Origin of the sequence: Wolbachia endosymbiont of Pentalonia nigronervosa (assembly GCF_014534705.1) — a bacterium.
In the GTDB taxonomy this organism is placed as follows: domain Bacteria; phylum Pseudomonadota; class Alphaproteobacteria; order Rickettsiales; family Anaplasmataceae; genus Wolbachia.
This window is the reverse complement of the sequence record NZ_JACVWV010000034.1, coordinates 1-12,904: the sequence shown is the minus strand read 5'-3', so window position 1 is coordinate 12,904 and position 12,904 is coordinate 1. Positions and strand designations below refer to the sequence as shown.

4 protein-coding genes and 2 pseudogenes are annotated in these 12,904 nt (G+C 32.5%); 1 reads left to right on the top strand and 5 read right to left on the bottom strand.

Translation table 11 applies throughout. The features are described from left to right. Nucleotides 1-205 precede the first annotated feature (205 nt). A pseudogene (gene wmk / locus IC220_RS04270) lies at nt 206-1,110 on the bottom strand (WO male-killing family protein Wmk). 8 nt (nt 1,111-1,118) lie between these two features. Beyond that, nucleotides 1,119-2,051 carry a hypothetical protein gene (locus IC220_RS04265; RefSeq protein WP_369408757.1) on the bottom strand — a complete coding sequence of 311 codons (933 nt, stop codon included), beginning with the start codon at nt 2,049-2,051 and terminating at the stop codon, nt 1,119-1,121. Between the two features lie 667 nt (nt 2,052-2,718). On the opposite strand from IC220_RS04265, the gene IC220_RS04260 reads away from it, so the two are divergent. Beyond that, nucleotides 2,719-3,669 (top strand): Rpn family recombination-promoting nuclease/putative transposase, encoded by a 951-nt coding sequence (locus IC220_RS04260; protein ID WP_188153320.1) that lies wholly within the window; start codon nt 2,719-2,721, stop codon nt 3,667-3,669. Between the two features lie 4 nt (nt 3,670-3,673). Here the strand turns inward: IC220_RS04260 and IC220_RS04255 are convergent, their stop codons facing one another. The 3 genes and pseudogenes from IC220_RS04255 to IC220_RS04245 all read right to left on the bottom strand — a co-directional run bounded on the left by IC220_RS04255 (nt 3,674) and on the right by IC220_RS04245 (nt 12,745). Beyond that, a complete protein-coding gene (locus tag IC220_RS04255) occupies nt 3,674-11,089 on the bottom strand; it encodes an ankyrin repeat domain-containing protein (RefSeq protein WP_188153319.1) in 7,416 nt (2,471 codons plus the stop codon). Nucleotides 11,090-11,220: 131 nt separating this feature from the next. Next, nucleotides 11,221-11,415: pseudogene (locus IC220_RS04250) on the bottom strand (IS481 family transposase); the annotation flags it as partial. Nucleotides 11,416-12,319: 904 nt separating this feature from the next. Next, the gene (locus tag IC220_RS04245; RefSeq protein ID WP_188153318.1) at nt 12,320-12,745 is read right to left on the bottom strand and encodes a hypothetical protein; all 426 of its coding nucleotides are present in this window, start codon (nt 12,743-12,745) and stop codon (nt 12,320-12,322) included. Nucleotides 12,746-12,904: the final 159 nt, after the last annotated feature.

Below are 12,904 nucleotides of genomic sequence, written 5' to 3'. Positions count from 1 at the left end.
TCTACTTCTTCTCTACGATTCTTACTTTTATTCTTATTATTCATACAATATATCCTTTGTTAACTATAAACTTTTTTTTAATATTTACTGCTGTTTTTTTTAGCAGTGGTCGTCATAAGGCCATCAATTTTGCTGGAAGTCAAATCAATTTTTTTATTTATTTATTTTTTTATAAAAATACTAATGATATTAATCATTGTTAATCTTATTTAAAACTTATCTGGCTGTTGTTTGCGAGAACAGAAATTCCTGCTTTCTCTAGATCCTTTGCTACTTTTATCCTCTCTACTTCTTTAACCTTTTCTCTACAAACACGTATGCCCTCAAATAAAGACTTGATTAGCACACCTCGTAACTCTTGACTTTCAATCTTCTTGTATTCTTCTATAAAGTTTGATAACTCTCTTCCTGCTTCACTATCCTCATCTTTTATCGAGTCAGGCAGTAGATCTTTCATACTAATTGATAATACCTTTGCTATTTCGTCCAACGTTTCAAGTGAAGCAGTAGATCGACCTTGTTCATATTCATATATCCTTTGACTTGCTATGCCAACTTTGCTCGCTAAATCTACTTGGGTATATTCTCTTCTCAACCTCCACTCTTTTACCCTTTGCCCTATTTTGTACGTTATCGAATCAATGGGATTTTTTTCTCTTCATATTCACCTATAGATAAGTTAGTTGCTCGAGAGATAACATCAACCGATACTCCCACTTTAATCAAACCCTTTGCTATTTCTATTTTCACCGCTTTTCCACTTTTTTCCTCACTCACACGGATGAATTTAGTTAATAAATACAGTATTTCGCGTAATTCTTGATCCTTAATTCCTTTATATTTTCTTGCTAGGTTTAATATTTTTTTTCCTTCTTCCTTAAAACACTCTTTTTTATTTGATACAGGAATGAGGTCTATAACACTTACTGATAATGTTTCTGCCAATGCATATAACTTCCTAATTGGAATTTTACGTGTTCCTTTTTCATATTGTAGTATTACCTGACATGTTGTACCGATTTTCTCTGCTAAATCTTTTTGGGTATACCCCTTTGCTAATCTACAACTTCTTACTTGTTGTCCTACGTTATAGTTTGCTCTTTCTGCCAATTTGCACACTAATTTCTTCTATTTGAACTGTTGCTTAATCTTGATAATAGCTCCTCCCTTTCCTTTACTACTTGGTTGCTTTTGTCCCCAATCTCTCTCATTTTTCTTTCTCGTTCTTCTATGCTTGATTTCATAACCTCAGCCGAATATTTGCTCTCTCCTCTTGCTAGTTCGGATTTTAACCTTCTTACTTTATATGCTAATTCTACAAACCTTTCATGTTTTTTTAGCGTCTCTATCATCTGATTTATTTGTGAGCGTAATTCCCCTTCTTCTAAACTTTCTGCTATCTTGCTCAGCAATAACTCATCTATTTTATAATTTTCTCCAGATTGAACTATAAACAGGTTTATCATTGCCCGTACATCTACAGGTTTTGCCGTTAATACACCAACATTACCATATATAAAACGTTTTAAACTTATATTTTTTTCTAGATAATTTTTCATATCCTCTGATAAATTTACCTTTAATTTTTCATATGCTCCAGACAGTAACGTTTCTAATTCCTTAAAAAACTCAATCTCTATATCACCAGACACAAGAACCATTAACAGATGTTTTATTAACTCCCTATCATTTGATTTGATCGCATAATAAATTGCTTTTTCTCTATCCTCTTTTAAATCATACAGTTCTGATGAATTGCTAAGGCTAAATAAATAATTTGTAACTTCTCCAGAAACATAGGCAATACTGACTTCTCTTAACGGATGATCATCTTTAAACTTTTCTAGCAACTTACTATCTGTCGTTCCTTCTATTGCAACAGCCATTTTACTCAATTTCTTTAGCTGGTCTATGCCTTCTCTTGAATCTCTAGGCGTATTTTTAACTTTATTTAATACTTCGCTATAAAGATTTTGTTTTTCCTCACCACTCAATAATTCACAATGCTCCTTTAGCTGCTTGGAAGTTTGATATAGAAGTTCTGCTAGCACAATTATTACCTTAATTAAAAACTAGTATATTAAATGCCTACTCCTTGACAAGTTAAAATAGGCTCCATCTTCATACACTGAAATATGTTTTCTTTAGGATGTGAGAGGTTAATGCTCGGTTGAGCTTTTATGCTCGTAGGTTCTTGCACCAAAAAGGGGTTCTTAATGGCCATTACAGCTGCTAAGTTCATAGTATTCATTTCTTAGGCTTTTAAGGTGCTTTACAGAGGGATTGATAATAAAGATGCAAGCCGTCTAAAGTATGAAATGCGATTCTAAGGTGATCTCTGGCAGCCATTTTTTTCATCCAAAATTTAAAAAATAGGGAAGTTGAACATTCCTTTAAAATTGGGATAATTGTTAATGCTTTTTAGGTTAATTTCTAAGGATTGTAAGTTAAAAATATGATAGAATAGTAGAGATCCATTTCTTGGCGTTTAAATGGCATCTACAGAAGCACTTACATAGAGTATATATTGGACGATTAAGTCTAGAATGCCTTTCTACGGTCATGTGAGAGGGTCACCTCTAAAGTTAATACTCTTAATACTTTAAATTGAATGTTATATTACCATTATAAATAGAATTATAACAAATTTGCATTTTATACTATTGAATATTTTGCATTAATAGTGTATAATTGTTAACAATTGTGGAGCTTTTTGATATGGCACTTTCCAAATTTCTTGACGTTAGGAACGATATAGCTTTCAAGAAAATCTTTGGTACTGAAAAGAACAAGGATATATTGATTAATTTCCTCAATGATATTTTGCTAAATGATACATTAGCACCATTGAAATTAAACCCAATTCAAGAAGTTGAGTTCCTACCTACTATTCAAGATCCTGATATTGCTGCTAAAAAACAAAGTATTGTTGATGTATTATGCAAAGATGAGAAGGGAGCACAATACATAATCGAAATGCAGGTTTCCAAAGCAAAAGGTTTCGAAAAACGTGCCCAGTACTATGCTGCTAAAGCTTATGCAAGCCAGGCTAATAAGGGTGATCAGTATCACAACCTTAAAGAAATTATTTTCATTGCTATAGCGGACTATGAAGTTTTTACAGAGAAGAAGGGGTATTTATCATATCATTCTATTATGGATATAAATACTTACGAGCATAATTTGAAAGACTTCTGCTTTGTATTTATAGAACTACCGAAATTTCCAAAGACTAGAGAAGATCAGCTAGAGAATATAGTAGAAAAATGGTGCTATTTCTTCAAATACGCAGCAGAAACAAGAGAAGAGGATTTAGATAGAATAGTTGGCAGTGATTTAATAATAAAACAAGCGTACGAAGAATTAGATAGATTTAACTGGTCAGATGCTGAGCTTATAACCTATGATCAGGAAACAAAGCGTCTTCTTGATGAACAGGCTGTTCTCGCTCAAAAACTCGATGATGCTACTGAAAAAGGTAGACAAGAAGGTAGACAAGAAGGTAGACAAGAAGGCATCCTCATCGGCCATGAAAAAGGTAAACAAGAAGGCGAAAAACAGGCTAAAATTGCTGTGGCTAGGGAAATGCTTTCTGATAAAGTTGACATTAATACTATTGCTAAATTTACTGGATTATCTATTAATGAAATCAAAGACCTTCAAGAATAAAATTTCATTTATGATCTGGCAACCTCGTTTTTGTTAATTTATCACTTGTTGTTACACTACTTAAATGAGTCTTAGGTTTATTGTTTGTTTTGTCTGGTAACTGACTTTCTGGTTTACTAGCATTGCTAAGAGGTTTTATCTGTTGGCTTTGTTGATTTAAAATATTTACAATTTCTTTAAGATCATTATTTTTTGGATCTTGAATTAACTTCTCTTGGGCCAAGTCTAATGGAGTTTTTTTGTTCTTATCTTTAACATTAAGATCTGCCGTGTAATTAAAAAGTAATCTTACAATTTCAAAATAGCCATTTTTAGTAGCAACGTGTAACGCTGTGGTACCTTTAGCAGTAGTTCTAGCATTAATAAAACTGCTTAATTTATCATAACTCGTTTGTTTTACATGTTTTAACAAAGCCTCAACAATTTCTTTGCAGCCTTTTAGAGAAGCAATATGCAATGGTGTATTACCTTTACTAGTAACCCTAGTAGGATCAGCTCCGCTTTCTAGTAAAGTGTTTACAATACCTATGTTGCCATTGTTAACAGCATGGTGTAATGGTGTTCTTCCATCGGTATCTTTGAAGTTTACAACTACCCCACCTTTGATGCAATTCTTAACTGCTGAAGAATTGTCATTTTTTATGGCATCAAGTAATTTTTCAGAAAAAATAGACTGTGATCTCTGCTTGATTGATTCTAAAAACCTTTTTACAGGAATGTCAATATTAAGTTCAACCATTTCTATGAACGATCTTACATCTTTCTTTAATTCACTATGTAATAACTTATAATATTTTTTGCCCTGTCCTTTAGAAACGAAGCATTTAGCCTTCCCACCATAAGCTTCATCTGTATACCCTGACGTTATGTGTTTTGGATCAAATTCTAGTGTTATTAGCATATCATTTACTGACTGTATGCTTTTATTATCTATTGAACCATGTACACAATCTTTGTATACCTCAACTAATCGGTATGCATTTCCTAGGTAATAAGAACCTTCCTTAAGAGTCTTCCAAGGAGAAGCATTCTTTTCCGAGCCATATGGTTGTGACATGCTCCGCAGCATAGGAAGGTACAACTCAGAAAAACGGATATGCACTTCTGCAGCACCTTTAAGCTTTTCAAGTTGATCCAATTCACATTCAGGGCTAAATTGTGATTGAGCTTGACCTGGCTTTTTCAGCATTTCTAACAACTTACTTGCGATATTCTTGTGTTTATTAACTATAGTAACTTGTAATAACCTATGGCCTTGACTATTACGAGCATTTGTTGCAGCTAAAAACTCATCAGGCCTTACTGCTTTTAATTTGTTAATAATTTCAACATTACCTTTTTTTGCATCTTTAAATAATTCTTCGACTAACTTCAGTAAATTATTAACACTTTGATCCTTAGAAAGATCTATCGGTGTTTTACCTTCTTTATTTTTAATGTCATAAATTGCACCATACTTCAGCAAGGATTTTACAATTTCTACGTTAGCAGCAATGTGCAATGGCGTAATGCCTTCCTGATTAGTAGCATTGACATTTGCATTATTTTCCAATAAAAGATTTACTATGTTAGGATATCCTCTCAGTGAAGCACAAAATAATGGTGTTCCAAAATGAATACTTTTGCTATTAACTAATACTCCCTTTTCAATACAACCAAGAACTTCTAAGTAATTATTATCTCTTATAGCACTAAATAGCTTTTCAATTAGCTTTAGCAATTCCATAATTTCCAAATAGCCCTTTTCTGATGCATCTTGTAAAGGTGTTGATTCATCGTAACCTTCAGCATCAAAATAAGCTCCTTTATTTAGTAAGGTCTTAATAACTTCTTTATAACCAAAAAATGCAGCATAATGTAACGATGTTCTATAACTTGAGTCAATAGCATTGATGTTTATATTTTTATCACCTAGAAGAACAAGAACTGCCTTTAGATGCCCATTAGAACTAGCTAGGTGTAGTGGTACCATACCAGGTCGGTTGTCAGTAGCGTTAACATTAGCTTTGTTTTGCAACAAGATTTCAATAACTTTTTCGTAACCTTTCTGAGCGCTCCAGTGTAAAGGGGTTCTGCCATCTTTGTCAGCAAAATTAACATTAGCTCCTTTTAATAAGAGAACCTTTGCTGCTTTTTCCTGGCCCTGTTGCACAGCACAGTGAAGCGGAGTCCAAGCTCCTTCATCAACATCATCTACTTTAGCTCCTTTATTTAATAAAATTTCAATGATATTTTCATGACCGTAAAAGGCAGCTCGATGTAATGCTGTAGCTCCATCTTTTGCCTTAACATCAATTTTAACTTTATAGTTCAAAAGGATATTAGTAATCCCTTCATGGCCTTTCGCTGCAGCTAATTGTAATGGTGTTTGGCTATTATCATCAGCAACATCAACTTTTGCTCCTCTTGTGAGTAAATCTTCAACTATATCCTGATGTCCCTCACGAACAGCAAGATGTAAAGGAGCCCAACCATCATAAGCTTTTATATCTATATTAGCTCCGTTTTTTAATATAACTTCAACCATTTCTTTATAGCCTTTTCCTATAGCTAAGTGTAATGGTGTAATAGCAAAGGGTATATTATCTTTTCCTAGAATATTTCCTAAAACATTAATATTTGCTCCTCCAGCAAGCAGAGCTTCTACTACTTTTACATGACCTAGCCGCACTGCTAGAAATAGAGGAGTGTAATTCTCACTATCTCTAGAATCAACATTAGCTTTATTTCTTAACAAAATTTCAATAACTTCACTTTGATTACTTCCAGCTGCTACATGTAATGGAGTCCAGCCATTTTCAGCCTTACTATTAATAATAGTGCTATTGTTTTCCAGTAAAACCTCAATAATTTCCTTGTAATCCTTTGCAACTGCTAGATGCAACAAGTTACTTTTTTCACCTTTATCAAGATCAATCTTGGCTCCTTGTTTTAATAAAGTTTTAACAGTTTCCGTGTGACCATTTTTAACAGCTAAATATAATGGTGTTATGCCACTATGAGACTCAGCGTTGATACGAGCTCCATTATTTAATAAGGTTTTAATTACATACTCATGACCTACTGTTGCTGCTACGTGCAATGGTGTAATATTATCTCTTCCTAAAATATTAATATTTGCTCCCCCAACAAGTAGAGCTTCTACTATCTTGACACAGCCTTGTTGCGCTGCTAAAAGTAAAGGGGTAGACCTTTCATTGTCTATAGCATTAACATTTGCTCCTCTTGCAAGCAAAACCCTCACTACTTCTAAATGATTATTTTGTACTGCTACCCGTAAAGGTGTCCAGCTATCATCATCCTTAGCATTAACATTTGCCCCATTTGCAAGTAAAAACTCTACCACTTCTAAATGACCACCGTCTGCTGCACACTGTAAAGGTGTACCACTGCTGGATTTAGTATTAATACCTGTTTTTTTAAGTAAGGCTTTGACTATTTCCAGATGACCATTTCCTGCTGCAAGGTGTAAAGATGTATTATTCTGACCTGTTTTTGTCTTAGCATTTGCTCCATTTGCAAGTAAAGTGTTAACTACATCTAATCTACCATCGTGTGCTGCATAATGTAAAGGTGTCCACTTATTATTATCCGGATCATCAACTTTTGCTCCTTTTTTAAGTAGAGCTTTAGCTACTTCATCATAGCCATGTTCTGCTGCATAGCATAAAGGTGTAGAACCATCTAAAGCTTTAGCATCAACATTAGATCCATTTTGAACTAAAATTTTTACCACTTGCACATGGCCATATCTTGCTGCAAAATGCAAAGGTGTAACAGTATTATCAATTGTTTTAGCCTGAACCTTCGCTCCCTTCACAAGTAAAGCTTCAACTACCTTATCATAACCACCCTTTGCTGCAAAATGTAAGGATGTATAACCGCTTCCATTAGCCTTATTGACGTTAGCCTTGTTATCTATTAGAAGCTGAACAATATCCAGGTAACCATGCTTTGCAGCCAACTGTAGCGCTGTAACATTATTACTTCCTAGATAGTCAACTTTACTACCATTTGCAAGTAAAGCATTAACTATATCAAAATAACCACGTTGTGCTGCCGCATGCAAAGGTATCCAATTACTACCTAAAATGTCAACCTTCGCTTTTTTTTCAAGTAGGATTCTAACTACCTCTAAATTGCTATGTAAAACTGCAGAGTATAAGGGTGTTAAGCCATCAAAAGACTGATTATTAATATCTGCTCCATGTGTAAGTAAAGTTTTCATTACCTCTACGTAACCTTGCTGAGCTGCACATGATAATGGTGTATCATCCTCATTCGTTTTAGCATTAACATTTGCTTTCTCTTTAAGTAAAGTCTTAACTACTTCTAAGTGACCATTATAGGCTGCAAAGTGTAAAGGTGTCCAACCACCACCACCGACAGAATTAATTGTATTTTTTTTATTTAACAAGAAGAGTGTAACGATGTTTTGATGGCCATTTTGTGCTGCATAGTGTAATGGTATCAAATCGCTTATATCTTTAACTTCAACATTGGATTTGTGTTTTAATAAAATTTCTACTATATCCTTATGACCACTTTTAGCTGCTATGTGTAATGGTGTTCTTCCATCATTCCCAAGATCATCAACACATAACCCTTTTTCTTTTATAAAAAATTCTACAATATTTATTTTCCCATAAGAAGTAGCAATATGTAAAGGTTTCTGGTCTTTAATATCTTTAGCATTAATATCCAAATCATAATCTAAGAAAAATTTAGTTGCTTCTAAACTACCTCCAGCAGCAGTAAAATGTAACAAAGTCCATTGGTTAATGTCTCTAGCCTTTATATCTGCTCCTTTACTAATACAATCTTTTACTTTATTAAGATCGCCTTTTCCTGCAACTTTAAACATCTCTTGCTGGTTAGTAACCATATTTAGATTATAAATATAACGATCTCTTAAGTAAGAAAGATTATCTAATATTGAATGACCAATCTTCCTTGTAGCCAATTTTTCTTCTTCCTTAATTAATTTTAAGGCATTAGAAATAATTACTATTGATGTATTAAATTGCAAAACATTAATTAGAGCGTTGCCATGTGCTAAGTGGTTACGAAAACACCTTCCAATTAACAGAGGAGAATATTTATCTAAAAACAGAAGATTATTTTCTAAGTATCCAAGATGCTGTAAAACTTCTACTATATCAAGAACAAGAATTTCTACTACTAATTGTAATTCTTTATTCTTCTTATAACAAGGAAACTTCTCTATCAGATTTGAGTCGTCCAATAATCCATTAGCATTTAAAACATCTCTTAGTGTATTTAATCTTTTATCCAAACAGTCTTTAGCTTTAGTATCCTTAACTTTCTGTTTGATAGGAGAGCCTTCTTCTTTATCTTCAGTCATTCTGTTTTTTAGTATCTCTATCCCTTTAATTCCTCCTATCTCCAACCTTATAGTGTAAGAAATCTTATTAATTAAATTCTTAATTTCATCAAATTTGCTAGAATGTGTTCTTGGTTTGACACTGTCATGAATTTTATAAATTAACTGTAAAATATCTTTAAAATTTTCAAACTGTATTTCCGATTTTATATCTATAGTGTTTACATACTTCATTGTTTTATGACCTTTGCCACTGCTGATTTGATTAACATAGTCTCCTATACTTGCTATGTTAAAAATTTGACTTGCATAACTCTTTTGAGTATCTTTTAATCTTGTTTCTTCTGAATTGATTATTTTTCTAATTTGATCAAACAACTTACTTTCACATGGTGTTTTGTCATTAATTTTTTCATCTAGTTCATCAATTAAGCCCTTAAGCTTTATAAATTCTTTTGTATCAATTATATTTTCTAGTTTTATTTCCTTTAAATCAGGCAGTACACTAATAAGAATATCAGCTAATTTCTCAGCTGCTTTCAGATTTTCACTCTCAGTAATTTGTTTTAAGAACGTTTTAATTGCTTTAGCCTTACTCTCTTCTCGAAGATTAGTAATTTCTACCTTAATTTTCTTAAGATCATTTTGAACATTGGAAAAATAATCAGAGTATTCACTTTCTTCGATTTCTATCCTTTTTTTTAGTGAATAAAAATGTGACAATACATTGCGAAATGATTTCACAACTTCTCCTGTATTTTTTTGTAATTTTGAAGATAGCAAAATCTCTTTCATGTTGTCGGATATGCTAGGAGATTCTAAAGTATTTTTTAAATATTCTCCAGTAACTTGTAATACTCTTGCAATAATTAATCGACTTTCTTCTTCTCTAGGATTGACTGTTAATGCTAACTCAATGTGGTTAGCTATTTTTTCTAAGGAGTAAATATCTTTGACTTGTTCATAATCATTATATAACTTCTCAAAGAGAGGATAATTGCTAACAATATTTATGACTGCTTCCTTACGTTTTAATTTTGGAAGTTTGCTATTAACATCTGCTTCATTTATTTTAATTTTTTCAAGCTTTGTAGCAAAATTTTCCAAGTGTAGTAGTATCTTTTCCTTGGTCAATATGGAATTGTAAATTAGATTTATCTCTTGACGGCTTATTTTGGAACTAATGAAAGCGATTAGACAGAATTCTACCTCTTCCCAAGGTAACCTATCGTAAGTTGATTTTAATTGCCGCTTTAGTATATGAATATTTTGTGCAACGAACTTTGCTATAAATAAGAATTTTTCATCTACTTCTTCTACATTTGAATACTCTACCTTTAGTAAGCTAATGTTCTCAAGTACTAACTTAATTCGTTCTTTGATACTATTAAAAGAAGCCTTAATATTCTGAATTTGTCCAGAACTATTAGAAAAAAAGCGGAGATTTATTAACTTATTTTCAACAAAAATTTCTATCTCTTCTGACAATGGTACGTTCTTTAGTTTTAATTCTTCGTAAGCTATTGAAAGAATTTCATCCAATTCTCCCAAACGAGCAGCAAAATAATCACCTGGCCATTTATTAATGAGTGTATCAAGAAGTTCAGCATTACCTGAACGTATAGCATAATAAAATGCATCATGACATGTTTCATCCTTATCATCTGGCGCTATAGCATCCTTTCTAACATTGATAGATAAATTGTTTAGAATCTTACTATTACTAAATATGTACTTTAGAATTTCAACTCTATTATGTTTACAAGCTAGAATAACTAAATTAGTTATTTTAATAGGATTATCTGTATCATTATAGTAAGTCTTCAATGTTGCTTGACTTTCTATGTTATTGATATAATCAATTAACCTACTAGAGCTTTTAAAATTATCAACATTACCTTCTAATATTGCCTTTTCCAGTTCAGTTAAAACGAGGAGATAAAGTCCTTCAGCTTTTGCTTTTCGATAGTAGAACCTTTTATATTCTCTTACAAACTCTTCTTTTGATGTGTAGGAACGTGATAAAAACTGTTTATCTTCTTGATAAAAACTGACCCGTTGTTTAGATATATGCATAACCCTTCCCTAATATAAACTTATTTCAGTAGTAGTATGATGAAATTTATTTAATGTAGCAATACATCTTTTTGGTACATACCTAAATAAACAAGAATATGCTAATATCAAAAGTTTTATATAGAATTTTTCTACCAATATAGTTCCAGAGTGTGATGGTGAGGATTAAGTATCAGGAACACTGAGAACATATAAATTCAAAGGGTGTAAGACCCTTAAGAGTTTTAAGCCGTTTTGCATAATTGTAGAAACTATAAAGATGCTCTTCAAGCTGCTTTGTAGTAGTATTTCTTAACTGTAGCATCTTTAACAATCCTTCTTCTTCTAAGAAACTCCCTCAACTAGTTCGTCTTTTTAAACTAAAAAGTTGGCTTTGTAGAGATCACATGATTTATTGATGAAAAATATTTTATTATATCTTCACTATAAGTTTGCCTTATTTTTTAATGCAACAAAATTTTATATTGTCATAGTCATAGTAAAAGAGTTCATGTTTACTTTAACTTTGAATTATAATCAATATTGATAAAATTTTAACCATTTTTACTCTCTATTCTCACGCACGTATATACTTTCATATAAACAAAAATTACTAAAAAGTAATCCAGTATGGCTGATTTTGGCTATTTTGCATAACGATTCCGAGAATAAGTTTTTTTTGTATCGCTTGGCCCATTTACCCGTAGTTGCAAACTCCTCTCTAAGTTAGTTTTAGTATGGCAAAAACCCCCAATAATAGCTTGTTTTTACCCACATACATACGGCATTTCATACCTAATTATTTTCCCCAAAATTACCATTTTCTTTACATAATCTATTAACTTTCACTTGTTTTTCTCTAAAAGGTAGGACATTTTTTGCGGTTTAGAGAAAGTAAATAATTGAATTTTTTGTCACGCTAAAGAGAAGCTTTTTCTTGGTAAGCTCAGTTGCCTTAAATTTCCTGAATTTGCCCTTAACTTGATGCGTATGGTATTTGCGGGTTACGTATGAGTTATGAACCAACCTTTTTACGGTTTTTTCAAGCCCGTTTTGAACCGCTTAATAAAACTTAAATATATGCACAGTCCCACTATATAATGGTATATTATCATCATCATTTAAGGAGTCATTACGGGACCATACAGCAAGTTTTTTCAGAAAGAGGGTAAATGTATACTTCTTTTCAAAGTTTCATCTTATACCACTTTTAGGCTTTTTGAAAGTGTTAAATTTATATTGATAGCCACTTCACACATCATAAAACTTTTCAAACTGCTCACTCCATAAAAGTGGTATTTTCTTTAAATCCGCTAATTTCAGATATTTTGGCTGGGTTCCGTTTAGAATATCCTCTTTTATCCTTGGAGCCAGGTAATTTAATCGTAAAATACGCTGTATATGTCGTACATTAATTTCAGTACAAAGCTCCCTTGTTGTTGCGTATTTTCCTTCTTTTATTTGACGTTGCCACAGATATGCTCTTACTAATCCTTTCAGTAGTGTGCTATCTTTCTTATCATTTTTTTCGTCTTCCGGCGCCAGTATCATGCATCTACCCACGCTTTTCTTTAACTTGAGCTGCCTAAATAGAGCAATTTCTCCATTTCTTATTTCCATCCTTGCTGTACTTTCTCTTTGCTTGCCCAACAATATCTCTCCTTCTTTAAGCTGCATAGGCATACGATAGCTCCTTTAGGTCTTTTACTTTTACTCTTAGCTCTATTCCTTCCTCTCTTATCCACACTGTTTTAACCAATTGCTTGATTATCTCTTCCTGTTTTACTGGAAATAAATTCTCCCACATTTCACCCAGTTCTTTTAACTTTTTTGCCT